This is a genomic window from Leifsonia sp. Root227 (assembly GCF_001428745.1).
In the GTDB taxonomy this organism is placed as follows: domain Bacteria; phylum Actinomycetota; class Actinomycetes; order Actinomycetales; family Microbacteriaceae; genus Leifsonia.
The window spans coordinates 704127-722903 of record NZ_LMIO01000004.1 but is presented as its reverse complement, the minus strand read 5'-3'; the positions used below and the strand labels follow the sequence as shown (position 1 = coordinate 722903).

The window sequence follows — 18777 nt, the reverse complement described above, 5'->3', positions numbered from 1 at the left end:
TTACAAGAACGTTTACAGAGACTATAGGCCCCCACCCCCGCCCGCTGCAACTCACCCGTCCCGGCCCCAAAACCATCGAGCCCGGACTTGTGCATGCGACACGCCGGGACGAGGCGGCGTGTCGCATGCACAAGTCCGGTCTCGATTGCTGCGGAGGATGGCCGAGCGGCGTACCCTCTGTGGCATGTGCCGGAACATCCACACCCTTCACAATTTCGAGCCGGCCGCGACGAGCGACGAAGTGCACGCTGCGGCCCTCCAGTACGTGCGCAAGATCAGCGGCACGACGAAGCCGTCGAAGGCCAACGCTGAGGCGTTCGACAGGGCGGTCGCCGAGATCGCCCACCTCACGCAGCACCTCCTCGAGGATCTGGTGACGACTGCGCCTCCCAAGAATCGCGAGGAGGAGGCGGCCAAGGCGAAGGAGCGCTCCGCGCGTCGGTTCGCTGCGGCCTAGCCGAGGCGGGCGTCCGCAGCCGGAAACATCCCTGCAACGACGGGTCGCTACGATCGTCGCCATGCACACCGCCATCGCCGCAGAGCCGCCACGCAGCCCAGACGTCGAGGAGCTGCTGCGCCTCGGCGACGAGTTCACCTTCGCGCTGTACCCGGCGGAGAGCTGCTACCTGCTGGATGTGTCGGAGCTGGAGGCGCCTGGCGTCACCGTGTTCGTCGGCCGCGACGAGGCGGGCCGCGCCCTCGGAATGGCGGCCGTCGTGGTGAAGCCCGACGGCTCCGCTGAGGTCAAGCGGATGTTCGTGCACGAGGATGCGCGCGGCCGCGGCCTCGCATCCTCCTTGCTCGGGGCGGTGGAGGCCCAGGCTGCGGCGGCCGGTGTCGGCACCCTTCAGCTCGAGACGGGCCCGTTGCAGCACGCGGCGATCGCGCTGTACGAGCGCAATGGGTACGCGCGCATCCCGAACTTCGGCCCGTACGTGGGCGACCCGCACTCGATCTGTTACGCCAAGCGGCTCGCCGAGGTCGCTGCTCTCTAGCGTCCGCGTCGCGGGAGCCGCTAGCCTGACGCCATCGGCGGAAGGGGCCAGCGATGAGCGACGACACGAGGGCGGCCGGGCCATCCGGCGAGACGCCGCAGCCACAGGATTCGGCGACTGCCGGACCGGCACCCACCGGACCGGCACCCGCCGGACCGGTACCCGCAACACCCGCCACCGCCACCACCCCAGCGACCCAGCCCGCCAGCACCGGCCGCGCCTGGCTGATCGCCGGCCTCGCCACCGCTGCCGCCCTCATCCTGATCGCTGGCGGCTTCATCGCGGGCACCGTCACCACCGTCGCGCTGTCGTCACGGTCCAGCGGGGCCTGCAATGCCGTCAGCGTTGCCGACCGCGTGCTGCCGAGCATCGTCACCATCAACGTCGCCGGTCCAACGGGGACGGGGAGCGGCAGCGGCCAGGTCATCAGCAGCGATGGCTACATCCTCACCAACAACCACGTCATCTCGCCCGCCGCATCCGGCGGAACGCTCTCCGTGCGGTTCAGCGACGGCCACACCGCGGACGCCACCCTCACCGGCCGCGACCCGAAGACGGATCTCGCCGTCATCAAAGTGTCCAACGAGAAGTCGCTGTCGGTGATCGACGTCGGAGACTCGCACTCGCTCGTCGTCGGCGAACCGGTCGTCGCCCTCGGCGCGCCGCTCGGCCTGTCGAGCACGGTCACGGCCGGCATCGTGAGCGCGCTCGGCCGCACCGTCCCCGTGCCGAGCGACGACGACCGCAACGCGATCCTCGTCGGCGCCATCCAGACGGACGCGTCGATCAACCCCGGCAACTCCGGAGGAGCCCTCGTCGACTGCAGCGGCCGGCTGGTCGGAGTGAACACGGCCATCGCGACCGTCCCCGGCGACAACGGCCAGCGCAGCACGGGCAGCGTCGGCATCGGGTTCGCCGTCCCGCAGGCGATGGCCATGCCGATCGCGCACGAGCTGATCGACACCGGCACTGTCAGCTACCCGACAGCAGGGGTGGATGCGGTCCCCATCCCTCACGCGGTCGCCCAGCACTACGGCGTGAGCGACGGCCTGTTCGTCCAGGCGGTCACGCGCGGAGGCCCAGCGGCGAACGCCGGCATCCGGCCGGGCGACATCATCACGTCGATCAACGGCTCGCCGGCGGTCAGCATCGACGTGCTCACCGCGATCCAGGTCACCAGCCAGCCGGGCGACGAGGTGAAGGTCGAGTACGAGCGCGGCGGGCAGCGGCACACCACGACGGTGACGCTCGCCGAGGGGTAACGGCGGCAGGCAGCACGACGGCAAGCAGCGCAGCAGCAGGCAGCGCAGCGGCAGGCAGCACGACGGCAGGCAGCGCAGCAGCAGGCAGCACTGCCGAGGGGCGGAGCACGGACGCCGTCAGCTCCCCCGGATGCGCCTGGACAGTTCCGCCGCCGCCTCCGCCACCCGCCCGGCCAGCGCATCCCAGTGCTCCTGCGCAATATTCTCCCGCGGGAATGTGACGGCGATGCCCGCGGCCGGCCACCCGGCGTGGTCACGCACAGGAACCGCCACCGACGCGAAGCCCGCCGTCACCTCGCCGTCCTCCGTCGCGTACCCGCGCTCACGCACCTCGGCCACCACGCGCTTGAGTTCACCGTAGGTGTGCGGCCCGGAGCCGGTGCGGTCTTCGAACGCCGCCGCGTCGGGGTAGAGCGCGCGGAGCTGCCCGGCCGGCAGCGTGGCGAGCAGAGCCCGGCCGCTCGCCGTGAGGTGGCTGGGCAGGCGGACGCCGACGTCCGTCACCAGCCGCGGGCGGCGCGGTGCGCGCTCTTCGACGATGTAGACGACGTCCCGCCCGTGCAGCACCGCCACGTGACCGGACTCCCCGATACCGTCGACGAGCGCGGCGAGGATCGGCCGTCCCAGCCTGCTCAGCGGCTCCTGGCGCGAGAAAGCCGAGCTGAGCTCGTACGCCGCGACGCCGAGCCCGTACCGCTTCGCCTCAGGGAAGTGCAGCACGAAGCCGTGATCGCACAGTACCGTCAGCAGGTGGTACACGGTGGAGCGGGGCAGCCCGAGCGCGGCGGCCACGTTCGCCGCCGGCACCGGCCCACGCTGCGCGCTCAGGTACTCCAGTATGCGCAGCGTGTTCTCCGCCGCAGGAACCTTGCTCACCGCAGTCCCTCCTGATCGCATTCCGCCGTGCCGCATCCCGTTCTTCGCCCGCACGCGTCGTCTGGGATACCGGACGGGGATGAGCATACAGGCGGGACAGAGACGCCTGCGAGGGAGTGAGATCGGATCATGCTCCACACCACGCACACCGTCACGGTCGGCGCGCACGCGCTCAGCGTCGCGGACGTCGTCGCCGTCGCCCGCCACGATGCCCCCATCGAACTCGACACGGCGTCGCTCGACCAGGTGGAGGCGTCGCGCGCGATCGTCGAAGCCCTCGCCGACGACGTCGAGCCGCACTACGGCATCTCCACCGGGTTCGGCGCCCTCGCCACCACGTTCATCCCGAGCGACAGGCGTGCGCAGTTGCAGGCCAGCCTCGTCCGCTCGCACGCTGCAGGCTCCGGCCAGGAGGTCGAGCGCGAGGTCGTCCGCGCACTGATGCTGCTCCGCCTCTCCACCCTGATGACCGGCCGCACCGGCGCCCAGCGCGCGACCGTCGAGACGTACGCGGCTCTGCTCAACGCGGACATCACACCGGTGGTGCGGGAGTACGGCTCGCTCGGCTGCTCAGGCGACCTCGCCCCGCTCGCCCACTGCGCCCTCGCGGCGATGGGCGAGGGCCAGGTGCGGGTCGGCGGCGAGCTGGTCGACGCATCCACTGCCCTGGCAGAGGCCGGGATCAACCCGGTCGTCCTCGCCGAGAAGGAGGGCCTCGCGCTCATCAACGGCACCGACGGCATGCTCGGGATGCTCGCCATCGCCATCCACGACCTCACCGCCCTGCTGAGCACGGCCGACATCGCTGCGGCCATGAGCGTCGAGGCCCTGCTCGGCACGGACGCCGTGTTCGCCGACGACCTGCAGCGATTGCGCCCGCAGCACGGCCAGGCCGTCGCCGCCGCGAACCTGCGAGCGATGCTCGCCGGGTCGCCCATCGTCGCGAGCCACAAGGGCCCGGAGTGCACCCGTGTGCAGGACGCGTACTCGCTGCGCTGCGCCCCGCAGGTCCACGGCGGCGCCCGCGACACCCTCGCGCACGCGACCATCGTCGCCGAGCGCGAACTCGCCTCCGCCATCGACAACCCGGTGCTCACCCTCGACGGGCGCGTCGAATCGAACGGCAACTTCCATGGCGCCCCCGTCGCATATGTCCTCGACTTCCTCGCCATCGTCGCCGCCGACGTCGCCAGCATGTCGGAGCGGCGCACCGACCGCTTCCTCGACCAGTCCCGCAACCAGGGGCTCACTCCGTTCCTCGCCCACGAGGTCGGCGTCGACTCCGGGCTGATGATCGCGCAGTACACGGCCGCCGGCATCGTCTCCGAGCTGAAGCGCCTGGCCTCGCCCGCCTCTGTCGACTCGATCCCGTCGTCGGCGATGCAGGAGGACCACGTCTCGATGGGCTGGGCAGCGGCCCGCAAGCTGCGTCGCTCCATCGACGGACTCGGCCGGGTGCTCGCCATCGAGGTCATGACCGCAGCCCGCGGTGCCGACCTGCGCGCGCCGCTGCGGCCGGGGGCGGCGACCGGCGCCGTGATCGCCGAGGTGCGCGAGGTGGTCGCAGGGCCTGGCTCGGACCGCTACCTGTCGCCCGAGATCGAGGCCGTCGTCGCGCTCGTGCAGTCCGGCCGCGTGCTGGCCGCCGCCGAGAGCGTGACCGGTCCGCTCGGCTGACGTCAGCCACTGATTCACTCACCGAAGAGGAGACACCACATGCAGGGAGCACGAGAGGTCCGCGCCCCGCGCGGCACCACCCTCAGCGCGAAGAGCTGGCAGACCGAGGCGCCGCTCCGGATGCTCATGAACAACCTCGATCCCGACGTCGCCGAGCGCCCGGACGACCTCGTCGTCTACGGCGGAACCGGCCGCGCTGCAAGGAGCTGGGAGGCGTTCGACGCGATCGTCCGCACCCTGCGCGCCCTCGAATCGGACGAGACCCTGCTGGTGCAGTCCGGCAAACCGGTCGGCGTGTTCCGCACGCACGAGTGGGCGCCGCGCGTGCTCATCGCCAACTCGAACCTCGTCGGCGACTGGGCCACCTGGCCGGAGTTCCGCCGCCTCGAAGCTCTCGGGCTCACGATGTACGGCCAGATGACCGCAGGGTCGTGGATCTACATCGGCACCCAGGGCATCCTCCAGGGCACGTTCGAGACCTTCGCGGCCGTCGCCGCCAAGCGGTTCGGCGGCACCCTCGCCGGCACGATCACCCTCACCGGCGGCGCCGGCGGCATGGGAGGCGCGCAACCGCTCGCGGTCACCATGAACGAAGGTGTGGTGCTCATCGTGGACGTCGACCCGACCCGGCTACAGCGCCGCATCGACCACGGCTACCTCGACGAGCTCGCCGACGACCTGGACGACGCCGTCGCCAGGGTGCTCGCCGCCAAGGAGGCGCGCATCCCGTTGTCGGTCGGTCTCGCCGGGAACGCCGCGACCGTCTTCCCCGAGCTTCTGCGCCGTGGGGTGCCGATCGACGTCGTCACCGACCAGACCAGCGCGCACGACCCGCTCAGCTACCTGCCGGAGGGCTACACGGTGGAGGAGTGGCACGACGCTGCCGCTGCGGACCCGGAAGGCTTCACCGCCGCATCCCGTGCGTCGATGGCGAAGCACGTCGAGGCGATGGTGGGATTCCAGGATGCGGGCGCCGAGGTGTTCGACTACGGCAACTCCCTGCGCGCAGAGGCCGAGCTGGGCGGCTACGAGCGGGCGTTCGACTTCCCCGGTTTCGTGCCCGCGTACATCCGTCCGCTGTTCGCCGAGGGCAAGGGCCCGTTCCGCTGGGCGGCGCTCTCCGGCGACCCGGCAGACATCGCGGCGACCGACCGCGCGATCCTGGAGCTGTTCCCCGAGGATGAGCACCTGCGCCGCTGGATCACGCAGGCGAGCGAGAAGGTGCACTTCGAGGGCCTTCCCGCCCGCATCTGCTGGCTCGGATACAAGGAGCGCCACCTCGCCGGCCTGAAGTTCAACGAGATGGTCGCCAGCGGCGAGCTCTCCGCGCCGATCGCGATCGGCCGCGACCACCTCGACTCCGGTTCTGTCGCCTCTCCGTACCGCGAGACGGAGTCGATGGCGGACGGTTCGGACGCGATCGCCGACTGGCCGCTCCTGAACGCGATGCTGAACACCGCCTCCGGCGCCACCTGGGTGTCCATCCATCACGGAGGCGGCGTGGGAATCGGCCGCTCCATCCACGCCGGCCAGGTGATCGTCGCCGACGGCACCCCGCTGGCGGCCGAGAAGATCGAGCGCGTGCTGATCAACGACCCTGGAACCGGCGTGATGCGGCACGTGGATGCGGGGTACGAGCGGGCGGTGGAGGTCGCGGAGGAACGCGGCCTGCGCATCCCGATGCGGGAGGGGTGAGCGTGGACGGGGATCGGGTGGGCGCCGCTGCCGCTCCGCTGCTCGTGACCGGGATCGGCGAGCTGGTCACCAACGACCTGTCCCGTGCCGGCGCGCTCGGGCTGGTGTCGTCGGCGTCGCTGCTCGTCGCTGACGGCCGCGTGCTGTGGTCGGGCGAAGCGTCTGCGCTGCCGGCCGAGTTCGCCGCGACGGCCGCGCAGGCTGAGGTCGTGGACGTCGGAGGCGCCGCTGTGATCCCCGGCTTCGTCGACAGTCACACGCACCTCGTCTTCGGCGGCGATCGGGCGGCGGAGTTCGAGGCGCGGATCTCCGGTCAGCCGTATTCCGCGGGCGGCATACGCAGCACTGTTGCGGCAACCCGTGCGGCGACGGATGCGTTCCTGGCCAGCCGCCTGGACGGTTTCGTCGCCGAACTTCACGCGCAGGGCACCACGACGTTCGAGGTCAAGAGCGGCTACGGCCTCACCGTGGAGGACGAGGCCAGGCTTCTGCGGCTGGCCTCCCTGGTGACCGCGGAGACCACCTTCCTCGGCGCGCACGTCGTCCCCGCCGAGTACGCCGACGACCCGGACGCCTACGTCGACCTCGTCGTCGGCCCCATGCTCGACGCGTGCGCCCCGCACGCCCGCTGGATCGACGTGTTCTGCGAGACCGGCGCCTTCACTCCGGAGCAGTCCCACCGCATCCTGTCGGCGGGCGCGGCTCGCGGCCTCGGCGTGCGCGTGCACGCCAGCCAGCTCGCGCCCGGCCTCGGTATCGCCCTCGCCGTCTCGCTGCACGCCGCGAGCGTCGACCACTGCACCTACCTCACCGACGACGACATCTCCCGCCTCGCCGCCTCCGACACGGTCGCCACGCTCCTCCCCGGCGTCGAGTTCTCCACCCGCCAGCGGTACCCGGATGCGCGCCGCCTCCTCGACGCCGGCGTCACCGTCGCCATCGCGAGCGACTGCAACCCCGGCTCGTCCTTCACGTCGTCGATGCCGTTCTGCATCGCGGTCGCTGTGCGCGACATGGGCATGACCCCCACCGAGGCCGTCTGGGCGGCGACCGCCGGCGGGGCGGCCGCGCTGCGGCGGGAGGACGTGGGGCACCTCGCGCCGGGCGCGCTGGCCGACTTCGTCGTGCTGCGTGCGCCGGGGTACGTGCACCTCGCGTACCGGCCGGGGGTGCCGCTGGTGGATGCGGTCTACCGCGGCGGGACGCGCGTGGCGTGAGACGGTGCGGCTGACCCGCGCGAGCGCTCCGCGCGGCGGGGCGTCCGCGTCAGCGGCCCGGGTCAGCGGCCCGCGTCAGCCGCGCCCGGCCAGCCCAGCCGCCACCTCCAGCACCAGCAGCGCCGCGAGCCGCACCGTGCGTCCGTCCGCGACGTCGGCCGTCGCATCCACCTCGGCGATGTCGACGGACCGCACCGCGTCGTCGGCGCCGGCCAGCCGCGCGAAGCGGCGGAGCTCCCACGCGGCCAGTCCGCCAGGCACCGAGGCAGGGCAGCCCGGCGCTACCGACCTGTCGCACACATCCACATCCAGGTCGACATGGATCGGGCCGTCTGCCGCACCTGCGCGTTCGAGCGCCTCGGCCATCACGTCGTCGATCGGGCGGTGGTGCAGCGCGTCCCGGTGCACCACCGTGATGCCGTACTCCTCGGCACGCGCCGTGTACGCGGCCGAATTTGCGAAGTCGGCGATCCCGATCTGCACCACCCGGCGTCCGGAGAGCCCCGCCTCCACCAGGCGTCGCACCGGCGACCCGTTCGAGACGCCGTCGCGCAGATCGTGGTGGGCGTCGAGGGTGATCAACCCGGCCGATCCCAGGTCGTCGCCCCACGCGCCAAGCGCTGCGGGAACGGTCAGCGCATTGTCGCCGCCGACCGCCACGGTCACCCGAGAGCGCGCGACCGCATCCGCCATGGCTGCGATGGCCCGCCCCTCGCCCTCCGGCCCGTCCGGCTCGTGCACGTCCCCGGCGTCCGCGAACACCAGCCGCTCCACCTCTTCGCCAGGGACGAACGCCGAGTAGTAGCGCAGCGCCGACCGCACCGCCTCCGGAGTCCGCCCCGCGCCGGTCGCCGACAGCGACGTCCGCCAGGTCGGGATGCCCAGCAGCGCCAGGTCGACGTCGACGTCGACGGGAAGCTCACCGAATGACGGCCAGCTTCCAGCTCGTGGCCACAGCGGATCGACGGACAACGCACGAGTGCTCATACCGCGACGGTAGCAACTGCACCGGATGCGCGGCACACGTCACGGCGTTCGCCGTCTGGGATCGCGGACGGGTCGCGCCTCCTCCCCCGCATTGCGCCTCCACACACTCGTCACCCACACCGCAGACCTCACTCCACCGCACGCGCGTACCGCGCCCCCAGCTCCCGCACCCGCTCCACCAGCGCACGCGGCTCCGTCACCCGGAAGTCCAGCCCCAGCATCCCGATGTACACCGCAATGATCTCCACGCTGTCGCCGCCGGTCACCAGCACGCAGGTGGTGTCGTCGATCGGCTCCACCACGCCGACGGCCGCGTTGATGCGCGACACCACCTCCTCCGCCGAGGCGAAGACCAGGATGCGCGCGTGGATCGCCCAGCCCGTCGACGAGACGGTCCGCAGCACGAAGCTCGAATAGTCCTCGCCGTCGAGAGGGCGCGGGTCGAACGGGCGTCGCGTCGGCATCCGGAGCGTCAGCCAGTCGACGCGGTGCGCCGCCCACTCACCGGAGCGCGCATCCCGAGCCACCAGATACCAGCGCCGCTGCCAGTTGACCAGGCGGTACGGTTCCACGAGCCGCTGCTCGCCGTGCTCGTCGAAACGCAGCCAGTGATGATCGTGGATGGCGGTGGCGATCGCGGACAGCACCTCCGCAGCCACCTCGGGGTCCTCGACATTGCTTCCGGTGTTCTCCGGCGCCTTCGAGACCGTCTCCGACACGGCCGCGACGGTGATCCGCAGCCGATTCGGCAGCACCTGCTCCAGCTTGCGGAGCGCACGGGCCGTGCTCTCCTCGATGCCGCTGATGCCGGTGGCCGCGCGCAGTCCGATGGTCACCGCGACCGCCTCCTCGTCGTCGAGGAGCAGCGGAGGCATCGTGCCGCCGGAACCGAGACGGTAGTGACCGGCAGGGCCGCGCACCGCATCCACCGGGTAGCCGAGTTCGCGGAGCCGCCCCACATCGTTGCGGATCGTGCGCGCGCTCACGTCGAGCCTGCCGGCGAGTTCGGTCGCGGTCCACGCCGGACGCACCTGCAACAGGCTCAGGATGCGCAGCATCCGGGATGCGGTGTCTGCCATGCCGAAGATCATCGCACAAAGCGGAATCAAACGTTCCTATTACGTTCCTACAGTGAAGCCATGACAACCCAGACGAACCCCAGCACCACCGCCGCGGCCACGTCCGCCATCACCCCGTTCTCCGTCTCCGTCTCCGACGCCGACCTCGCGGATCTTCGCGAGCGCCTCGACGGCACCAGGCTCCCCCGCCCGGTGCCGGATGAGGACGACTGGCTGTACGGCGTGCCGAACTCCTACCTGCGCGAGGTGGTCGAGGCGTGGAAGTCGTTCGATTGGCGCGCACAGGAGGAACGGATCAACGCCTTCCCTGGCTTCCTCACCGAGGTCGACGGGCAGCGCATCCACTTCCTGCACGTCCGGTCGGCGGAGGCCGACGCGACGCCGCTGCTCCTGGTGCACAGCTACCCCGGCAGCTTCGTCGACTTCCTCGACCTGATCGGACCGCTCGTCGACCCTGTCGCACACGGCGGCCGCGCCGAGGACGCGTTCGACGTCGTCGTCCCGTCGCTCCCGGGCTTCGGATTCAGCACGCCGGTGGTCGAGCGCGGCTGGACGATGGCGCGCGTCGCCGGCGCATTCGACACCCTGATGCACCGGCTCGGCTACGACGAGTACATCTCGCACGGCAGCGACGGTGGCGCGATGGTCGCCCGCGAGCTCGGGCTGGCTGCTCCGGACGGATACCTCGGCTCGCACGTTCTGCAGCTGTTCTCGTTCCCGTCCGGCGACCCGGCCGAGTTCGAGAAGCTGGAGCCGAAGGATTACGCGGCGCTCGAGCACATGAAGTGGTTCCAGTCGGTCGGCGGCTACAACGCGATCAACTCCAGCCGCCCGCAGACCGTCGCGGTCGGCATCTCGGATTCGCCGGTCGGGCAGCTCGCGTGGAACGAACTGTTCCAGTCGTTCGGCAACGGGACGAGCCTGGTGACCACGGAGCAGATCCTCACCGAGGCGTCGCTCGAGTGGTTCACGAACACGTCGGCGACGATGGGCCGCTACCACTACGAGGAGGCCCACGCCGGCGCGGAGCCCGCGGTGAACCACTCCCCGATCGGCGTCGCGGTCTTCTCCGACGACTTCAGGTCGATCCGCACGTTCGCGGAGCGGGACAACGACACCATCGTCCACTGGTCGGAGTTCGACGGAGGCGGCCACTACGCCGCCCTCGAGCGCCCCGAGGTCCTGGCCGCCGACATCCGCCAGTTCTCCACAACCCTCCGCACCCGCTGACGCACGAGATGCCAGTAACTGCGCCGCCGCCTGGGCGTGTCGCGACAGTTACTGGCATCTCGCCGTCTTAGCGCTGCTGGCCGCCTGCCGGGGCGGTCCAGACAGGCGGCTCGGCGGCCACGCCGTTGCCGGGTGCGGCAGCAGCCGGTCCGTCGGTCGCTGGGCCGCGACCGTCACCGGGGCCGCTGCCGCCAGAGCCGCCGCCGCTGCCACCCGCGCCGCCGCCAGGGCCGCTGCCACCCGCGCCGCCGTCGCCGCCAGCGTCCGGCCCGCCTGCGGCTGCCCGCTTCGCAGCGCGCTTCGCCGCCCGGCGGTCGCGCGCACCCTCGACGAGGTTGTACAGCGTCGGCAGCACGATCAGGGTCAGCAGGGTGGAGGAGACCAGGCCGCCGATGACCACGATGGCGAGCGGCTGCGAGATGAAGCCGCCGTGACCGGTGAGGCCGATCGCCATCGGCGTGAGCGCCGCGATGGTCGCGAGCGCCGTCATCAGGATCGGGCGCAGACGGCGGGACGCACCGTGCGCGACCGCCTCCGGCACCGACATCCCGCGTCTCCGGTACTGGTTGACGAGGTCGATGAGGACGATGGCGTTCGTCACGACGATGCCGATCAGCATCAGCACACCGATCAGGGACGCGACACCGAGCGGGATGCCGGAGATGATCTGCAGCGCGATGGCGCCCGTGGCCGAGAACGGCACGGAGACCAGAAGCAGCAGCGGCTGCCGCAGCGACCGGAAGGTCGCCACCATCACGATGTAGACGATCAGGATGGCCGCCAGGAGCGCGATGCCGAGCTGCGAGAACGCGTCGGACTGGCTGGACGAGACGCCGCCGATCTTCGCGGTCGCGCCGGAGGGAAGTTTCGCATCCTTGAGGGCCGTGGTCACCGCGGTGTTCGCCGTGCCGAGGTTGTCGGACGCCGGAGTAGCGGTGACCGTCGAGGTGCGCAGTCCGCGCTCCGTGGTGACCGTGGACGGACCGTTGGTCTCCTGGACCGACGCGAGCGTGCTGAGCGCGACGGGCCCGGTGACCGTGGGGATCTGCAGGGCGGACAGCTGGGCGACCGTGGTCGGCGGGTTGTCGCTCTGGATGTAGATGTCGAGCGTCGAGTTGTCGAGCGCGATGGATCCGGCCTGGGTCGGCTGCATCGCCTGGGAGACGATCCCGCCGACCGCGACCTCGCTGAGCCCCGCCGCCGCTGCCTTGGCGCGGTCGACGTTCACTGCGACGTACGGCAGCGACGCGCTGAGGTTGTCGGTGACCTGCTTGACCGCATCCTGCTTCTTGACCTCGGCCACGACCGAGTCGGTGGCCTTCTGCAGGTCTTCGTTGCTCGTGGCCGTGATGTCGATCTCGATGTCGCTCGAGCCGCCGAAGCCGCTCTGCGCCGACACCGTGATCTCGCCCTGATCCTTGATGGCGGCGAGCTCGTCCTCGATGGTGCTCTTGAGGGCGTCCTGGTCCACATCCGGATCGGTGGTGACCGAGAACGTGGTGTTGCCGCCGCCTCCGGTGAACGCGGCCTGCAGCGATGCGCCACTCGACCCGATGGAGACCTGGACGGTCTTGACGCCCTTGGTGTCGATGAGCTTCTGCTCGACGACCTTGGATGCGTCGTCCTTCGCCTGCAGAGAAGCACCAGGGGCAAGGGTCTGCGTGATCGAGAGCGTGTTCTGGCCGGTGGAACCGAGGAAGTTGGTCTTCATCAGCGGGGTCAGGGCCAGGGTGCCGACCAGCACGACGACCGCGATCAGCACGGTGGCGACGGAGTGCCGCAGCGTCCAGTGGATGATCGGCAGGTACCCGCGCTGCAGCCGCGATGGGTGTTCCAGCTCGTCTTCGCCGGCAGCCATCGCCTCCTCGATGGAGAGGTGCGAAGCCTCGGAGGCCTCTGCCCCTCCCTCGTGCTTGCGCGCCTTGGGCGGGCGGAGGAACCAGTACGCCAGCACCGGCACGATCGTCAGGGCGACGAGCAGGGACGAGAGCAGCGCGATGGTCACGGTCAGGGCGAACGGCCGGAACAGCTCGCCTGTCACGTCGCCGACGAACGCGAGCGGGAGGAATACGGCGACGGTGGTGATGGTGGATGCGGTGATCGCGCCTGCGACCTCGCGCACGGCCTTGACGATGGTCGCCGCCCTGTCGACACCGGCCACGAGTTGTCTCTTGATGTTCTCGATGACGACGATGGAGTCGTCCACGACGCGGCCGATCGCGATGGTGAGCGCGCCGAGCGTGATGATGTTGAGCGTGTATCCCGTCGCCCACATCACGATGAACGTGATGAGCACGCTGGTCGGGATGGAGATGGCGGTGACCAGGGTCGACCGGATCGACAGCAGGAACACCAGGATGACGATGACCGCCATCAGGAGGCCGAGCAGGCCTTCCTCGGTGAGCGAGTTGATCGACTGGGTGATGAACGGAGCCTGGTCGAACACGACCGTGACCTTCGCTCCGTCGCCGAGCTTGGTCTGGATGCCGTCGATGAGGTCGCTGACGCCGTGCGAGACCTCGACGGTGTTGGCGGACGGCAGCTTGGTGACCGCGATGGTCAGTGCCGGCTTGCCGTCGACGCGGGAGATCGAGGTGGTGGGGTCGTCGGTCTTCTGCACGGTCGCGACGTCGCCGATGGTCGGCGGGGTGGCCGCAGCTGCGGCGGCGGCTGCCGCAGCGCCGGTCGCGTCAGCCGCGCCAGCGCCGGTGGCAGCGCCGGCCCCGGATGCGCCACCCGACGCTCCAGCACCTGCACCTGCACCTGCACCTGCACCTGCACCAGCACCGGCGGCCGAGGCCGACCGGATGAGCGGAAGCCCCGTGATGTCGTCGAGCGACGTCAGCTTCTTGCCAGACTGCACCGACAGCGTCTTGCCGTCCTCGGTGATCGACCCACCGGGGACGAGCACGCCGTTCTGCTGCAGCGCGTCCTTGATCGACTGCGTGCTCACACCCGCCGCCGCGAGCTTGGCCGTGTCCGGCGTGATGGTGACGCGCTGGCCGACCTCGCCGACGAGCTGGGCGTCGTTGACGCCCGTGACGTTCTTGATGTCAGGGATGACCAGCTTGGTGATGTTGTCCGCGAGTGTGCGGGAGTCCTGGTTGCCGGTGACAGCGAGCTGGATGACAGGGAAGTCGTCGATGCTGCCGGAGAACACCTGCGGGTCGACGGAACTCGGCAGCGTGGACTTGATGCGGTTGATCGCCTGGTCGATCTTCTGCTCCGCCGTGGCGAGATCCGTGCCGTACGTGAACTTGGCGGTGATGATCGACTGGTTGGTGCTGCTCACCGCCGACGTGCTCTCGAGGTCGGGCACGCCCTGGATGGCGTTCTCGACCGGCGTGCTCACGTCGTTGTTGACCACCTCCGGCGATGCGCCAGGGTAGCTCGTGATGACCGCGAGCTGCGGGAACGAGATGGTGGGCGCGAGCTCCTGCTTGAGGTTCGTCAGCGCCAGACCGCCGAACACCGCGGCCACGATCGTGACGAGCGCGATGAGCGCGCGGTTCTTCATACTCAGGACGGCGAGAAAGTGCACAGGCTTTTCCCTTGGCAGAAAGTGGATGCGAGACATACGGCACCAACGCCGCCCGCAAAGTATGACATTGCAGCCTGTGCAAATTCCTCATGCCCTGGTACGACTTCAGGGTGGAGACGTACTCCCACGGAAGGCTCAGGCCGGTGGATGCGCCTGGTCACGACGGCTCCCACCCTCGGGACGCGAGCGTACGGAACAACAGCCCGACCATGCGTTTCTCGGCCCGGAGATGCTCGGCGCCGATCCTGAGCACAAGTTCGCCCTCTCGCTGCAGCGCCGTCGTGCGGGTGAGGTCTGTGCGCCGAGCACCACCAGCTGCCGGATGCTCGAGCTCGCGGCCAGGTCGGCCCACGTGCGCGCCGCCGAGGTGACGGGAAGGCCGTTGGCGAAGCGGACCTCGCGCGCCCGGATGGGCCGCACGTGCGATCGCACCCCGGCGATGCGCGGAGGGCGCGCCGGGGACGGGACGGTCAGGTGGAACTCGGGCTGCGCATCCGTGGCGGGCGGCGGCTCGCCGGGCAGGCGGCGCAGGTCTGGCAACCCGAGGAGTCGCGCGGCCGTGGTGTGGGAGAGGACCGCATCCGGTTCGCGAGCGCACAGGGCGGCGCAGCGCGCCACGAAGTCCGCGGCGAGCGCGGTCGGGATGCGCGCGCCGCGGAACGGGGCGACGAGCTCGCTGCACGACAGCCGCGCTGGCTCGACGCCGAGCACGCGCGGCTCCCTCAGCGAGAAGGGGCGGTGTCGCAACCGGGGATGGATCATGGCACCCACCATGCACGATTCCGCCGCAGAGCGTCGAAATCCATCCACAGGCCGCCCCGTCGAAGCGCGAGATGCCAGTATCTGCGCCGCATCCCGGGCATGTCGCAACAGTTACTGGCATCGCGCGCGCGCGAACGTGGCGCGGCAGCGGCGCGAAACGCGGGGCGGCTAGACCACGTTGGGGAGGGGGGCCGCGTCCGGGTACGCGGCCGGCTCGCGCAGCGCGCCCGGCCACGCGCGTGACAGCGCAGCGAACGCCAGCGCCGTCTCCTCCTCCGAATACGTGATCGGGATGCGCAGGAAGCGCTCGAACGCGCCGTCCAGCCCGAAACGAGGGCCGGCAGCGATCAGCAGCCCCTGGCTGCGAGCGCCCAGCGTGAGCGCAGAACTGACAGGCGCGCCGATCCCGACCCAGGCGGCGAGGCCGCCGTGCATCCGGGGCACGCTCCACTCCGGGAAGGTCTCCGCCGCCATCCGCAGCACCCGCTCGCGCCCGGCCGCCAGCTGCGCGCGCCGGTCTTCGAGGATCTCGTCCATCTGCGGCAGCATCCGCGCCACCACGAGCTGTTCGAGCAGCGGCGTGCCGAGGTCGGTGGCCGGCTTCGCCGCCGTCAGCTTCTGGATCAACGACCGCTCCGCCCTGATCCAGCCGATCCGCAGACCGCCCCACAGGCTCTTGCTCACCGACCCGATCAGCAGCACGGGCGCATCCCCCGCCCCCCGGGAGCCGTAGACCGGCAGCGGCAGGTGTTCGCCGAGCCTGTCGATGTCGAGGTCGGCCGTCGTCTCGTCTCCGACCACGATCGTGCCCTGCGCCGCCGTCGCCGCCAGCACGCGCTCGCGCGTCGACGGGGACATGGACGCGCCCGTCGGGTTCTGGAAGTCGGGGATCAGGTAGGCCAGTGCCGGGTTCGCGCGCCGCAGCGTCTGCTCGAGCGCGTCGATGTCCCAGCCGTCGTCCTCCTCGCCGACGGGATGCGGTGCGTCCGCGCCCGGCACAGTGACCGTCACGGGTACCAGCCGCGCACCCGCGAGCCGCAGCGAATCGGTGGCGTGCGGGTACGTCGGCATTTCGATCATCGCGCGGTCGCCGCGGCCGAGGAACGTGCGGGCGATGAGCGCGATGGCCTGTTGCGCGCCCACTGTGACGAGCACCTGGTCGGGGTCGGTGGGGAGGCCGCGACGGCGGTAGCGCTCCGCGATGGCCTCGCGCAGATGCGGCAGGCCGACGGCGTCGTAGCCGGAGTGCGGGAGGAAGTGCGGCAGCTCCTCCGCTGCGGCGCGGGCAGCGGCAGGGAGGGAGGCGGCCGCGGGCAGCGCGGCCTTGGTGAAGTCGAGCATCCCGTCGCCGCCGGGGATCGGAGCCGTGACGAGCACGGGACCGGGGAGGCGGGCGACGCTGCCCGACCCGCGAACACTGTCGAGGAATCCGGCGTCGCGCAGACCCCGGTACGCAGCGGTCACGGTGGTGCGGCTGAGTTCGAGCCGTGCCGCCAGGTCGCGTTCGGCGGGCAGGCGCGTGTCGATCGGGATGCGGCCGTCGAGCACCAACAACCGGATGCGGTCGGCGAGCGCTTGGTAGTGGGCGCCCCCTCCTCGCCACTCTCCGAGGAGCGATTCGAGCGAGCGGGCGGTGAGTTGCGCATCCGGCATAAGGCCACCTTAAGCGAATTGGACTCTTGATAAAAGGCCAATCAGGAAATTGGATAGGAGAGTGACCAGCCGCCTCCTCCTCACCAGACGCCTTGCGCAACTCCTCCTCGGGCTGTTCCTCTACGGAATCGCCATTGCGATGATGGTGCGTGCCGGCATCGGAGTGTCGCCGTGGGACGTGCTCGCTCAGGGAGTGTCGCTCAAGACCGGCCTGCTGTTCGGCCTGGTCACCAACCTCGTCGGCGTCGCTGTGCTGCTGTTCTGGATCCCGCTGCGTCAGCGCCCAGGGCTCGGCACCGTGCTGAACGTGCTGCTCGTCGGGCCGAGCGCCCAGGTCGGGCTCACGATCATCCCGCAGCAGACCGAGCTGTGGGCGCAAGTGCTGCTGTTCGTCGGCGGCCTGCTGCTGCTGGCGGTCGCGACCGGCCTCTACATCGGCCCGAAGCTCGGCCCTGGCCCCCGCGACGGCCTGATGACGGGACTGCACGCCCGCACCGGCTGGCCGATCTGGGCGGTGCGCACGGGCATCGAGGTGACCGTGCTGGTGATCGGCTGGTTCCTCGGCGGCAACGTCGGCATCGGGACGCTCGCGTTCGCCCTGCTCGTCGGCCCGCTCTGCAGCATCACCCTCCCCTTCTTCGCAATCCGCCTGCCGAAGGACGCTGCAACGACTGCGGCGGCGCTGGAAAGCGAGCTCGAAGGCACGGCCGAGCAATCGGCCGGCCTCGAGGAGCAGGATGCCGCCACGTTCGACGTGCGTGACGGCATCCTGCTCGAAACCGACGCGGCCACCCGGATGCGCGACCACCGCGCATCCGACAGCAACCTCATCGGCGCGGTGCAGCCCGACCGAGAGCCCAGCCCGCGGTCGCCGCGCGGGATTCGCCCGGCGCAGGCCGTCGCGGCCTATTGGCTCGACGACCGACTGACCCAGGTCGCGAGGGCACGGGCACGCAGGCGCCCGCGCCGCGCCTGAGCCGCACCGCCCACCGTGACCGCACCGACCTCACATCCGCGCGGCGAACACCCGCAGCGCGTCGCGGACGAACACCGCGCCCGTCTCTCCTCCGTAGTTCGCTGCGAACCGCGGGTCGGCGACGTACATGTCGCCGAGGCCGGTCAGGTAGGCGGCCGTCGGGCCGTTCGCGTCGCTGCCAGGGGTTCCAGGGATCGCGCCGAGCCAGTCGTAGTGCCGCTGGGCGAGCGCCTGCGCCTCCGCGCTCTCCGGGTCGCCGCCGCGGGCCGCCGCGGCCGTCCAGTCGGCCGCGAGCCGCTTCTGCAGCCGCTGCCACTCCGCGCGCTCGGCAGGCGTCTTGCTGCGCCACCACGCGTCGGACCGCGCGTACGCCTCCTTGCCCCAGCGCTCCTCCACCTCGTCCTTGTACTGCGTGTGGTCGAAACCGTCGAGCATGTCTTCCGCCATGATCTCTTCTCCCTCTCTCATCGCCTGGATGGTCGACTCGACCGACGCGATCTGTCGCGCCAGCCGTTCCCGCTCGTCGCGCAGCCACGTGAGGTGGCCCTGGAGGGCGGGGACCGCATCCACCTGGCTCGTGAGGACGTCGGCGATGGCCGGGAGGCCGAGACCGAGGTCGCGGAGCAGCAGGATGCGCTGCAACCGCACGAGGGAGTCCCTGTCGTAGTACCGGTAGCCGTTGCCGCCGATCCTGCTGGGCGGGAGGAGGCCGATGTCGTCGTAGTGACGCAGCGTCCTGCTGGTCGTTCCGGCCAGCCGTGCGATGTCTTGGATGGACCAGTCCACCGTCGTCTCCTCTCTCGTGGGATGCGAAATCCACGGTAGAG

15 protein-coding genes are annotated in these 18777 nt (G+C 70.7%); 8 read left to right on the top strand and 7 right to left on the bottom strand.

The window, feature by feature from the left end; genetic code table 11:
- The first annotated feature begins 184 nt into the window (after nt 1-184).
- From ASE16_RS18235 to ASE16_RS18225, 3 genes are all read left to right on the top strand, one after another.
- Nucleotides 185-457 (top strand): DUF2277 domain-containing protein, encoded by a 273-nt coding sequence (locus tag ASE16_RS18235; protein WP_055898457.1) that lies wholly within the window; start codon nt 185-187, stop codon nt 455-457.
- Between the two features lie 61 nt (nt 458-518).
- On the top strand, nt 519-995 hold the full coding sequence (locus ASE16_RS18230; RefSeq protein ID WP_055898454.1) for a GNAT family N-acetyltransferase: 477 nt from the start codon (nt 519-521) through the stop codon (nt 993-995).
- 53 nt (nt 996-1048) lie between these two features.
- On the top strand, nt 1049-2257 hold the full coding sequence (locus ASE16_RS18225; RefSeq protein ID WP_082581567.1) for a S1C family serine protease: 1209 nt from the start codon (nt 1049-1051) through the stop codon (nt 2255-2257).
- A gap of 117 nt (nt 2258-2374) precedes the next feature.
- Here the strand turns inward: ASE16_RS18225 and ASE16_RS18220 are convergent, their stop codons facing one another.
- Nucleotides 2375-3133 (bottom strand): IclR family transcriptional regulator, encoded by a 759-nt coding sequence (locus tag ASE16_RS18220; RefSeq protein ID WP_055898452.1) that lies wholly within the window; start codon nt 3131-3133, stop codon nt 2375-2377.
- Nucleotides 3134-3262: 129 nt separating this feature from the next.
- Between ASE16_RS18220 and hutH the strand changes: the two genes are divergently transcribed.
- The 3 genes from hutH to hutI are packed head-to-tail and all read left to right on the top strand — an operon-like array spanning nt 3263 to nt 7722.
- Nucleotides 3263-4810: a histidine ammonia-lyase gene (gene hutH / locus ASE16_RS18215; protein WP_055898449.1), complete on the top strand. Its 1548-nt coding sequence runs from the start codon at nt 3263-3265 to the stop codon at nt 4808-4810.
- Nucleotides 4811-4849: 39 nt separating this feature from the next.
- Entirely contained in the window at nt 4850-6505 is a 1656-nt protein-coding gene (gene hutU, locus ASE16_RS18210; RefSeq protein ID WP_055898446.1) for a urocanate hydratase, read from the top strand.
- A 2-nt stretch (nt 6506-6507) separates the two neighbouring features.
- The gene (gene hutI, locus ASE16_RS18205) at nt 6508-7722 is read left to right on the top strand and encodes an imidazolonepropionase (RefSeq protein WP_414843039.1); all 1215 of its coding nucleotides are present in this window, start codon (nt 6508-6510) and stop codon (nt 7720-7722) included.
- A gap of 75 nt (nt 7723-7797) precedes the next feature.
- Here hutI and ASE16_RS18200 read toward each other — a convergent pair whose 3' ends face one another.
- Together ASE16_RS18200 and ASE16_RS18195 are read right to left on the bottom strand one after the other, a co-directional pair.
- Nucleotides 7798-8709, bottom strand: a complete 912-nt coding sequence (locus ASE16_RS18200) for an arginase family protein (protein WP_055898443.1) — start codon at nt 8707-8709, stop codon at nt 7798-7800.
- A 128-nt stretch (nt 8710-8837) separates the two neighbouring features.
- Nucleotides 8838-9788 (bottom strand): helix-turn-helix transcriptional regulator, encoded by a 951-nt coding sequence (locus ASE16_RS18195; protein WP_055899052.1) that lies wholly within the window; start codon nt 9786-9788, stop codon nt 8838-8840.
- A 60-nt stretch (nt 9789-9848) separates the two neighbouring features.
- On the opposite strand from ASE16_RS18195, the gene ASE16_RS18190 reads away from it, so the two are divergent.
- Nucleotides 9849-11018, top strand: coding sequence for an epoxide hydrolase family protein (locus ASE16_RS18190; RefSeq protein ID WP_055898439.1), 1170 nt, complete (start codon nt 9849-9851; stop codon nt 11016-11018).
- Nucleotides 11019-11085: 67 nt separating this feature from the next.
- On the opposite strand, the gene ASE16_RS18185 is transcribed toward ASE16_RS18190, so the two are convergent.
- From ASE16_RS18185 to ASE16_RS18175, 3 genes are all read right to left on the bottom strand, one after another.
- On the bottom strand, nt 11086-14559 hold the full coding sequence (locus tag ASE16_RS18185; protein WP_055898436.1) for an efflux RND transporter permease subunit: 3474 nt from the start codon (nt 14557-14559) through the stop codon (nt 11086-11088).
- A 135-nt stretch (nt 14560-14694) separates the two neighbouring features.
- The gene (locus ASE16_RS18180; protein WP_055898433.1) at nt 14695-15270 is read right to left on the bottom strand and encodes a hypothetical protein; all 576 of its coding nucleotides are present in this window, start codon (nt 15268-15270) and stop codon (nt 14695-14697) included.
- A gap of 219 nt (nt 15271-15489) precedes the next feature.
- Complete coding sequence (locus ASE16_RS18175; RefSeq protein WP_055898430.1) at nt 15490-16974, bottom strand: PLP-dependent aminotransferase family protein; 1485 nt, start codon at nt 16972-16974, stop codon at nt 15490-15492.
- Nucleotides 16975-17035: 61 nt separating this feature from the next.
- Here ASE16_RS18175 and ASE16_RS18170 point away from each other — a divergent pair, with 61 nt between their 5' ends.
- Nucleotides 17036-17950 (top strand): YczE/YyaS/YitT family protein, encoded by a 915-nt coding sequence (locus tag ASE16_RS18170; RefSeq protein ID WP_055898428.1) that lies wholly within the window; start codon nt 17036-17038, stop codon nt 17948-17950.
- 30 nt (nt 17951-17980) lie between these two features.
- On the opposite strand, the gene ASE16_RS18165 is transcribed toward ASE16_RS18170, so the two are convergent.
- Nucleotides 17981-18736 (bottom strand): MerR family transcriptional regulator, encoded by a 756-nt coding sequence (locus ASE16_RS18165; protein ID WP_055898426.1) that lies wholly within the window; start codon nt 18734-18736, stop codon nt 17981-17983.
- Between the last annotated feature and the right edge of the window lie 41 nt (nt 18737-18777).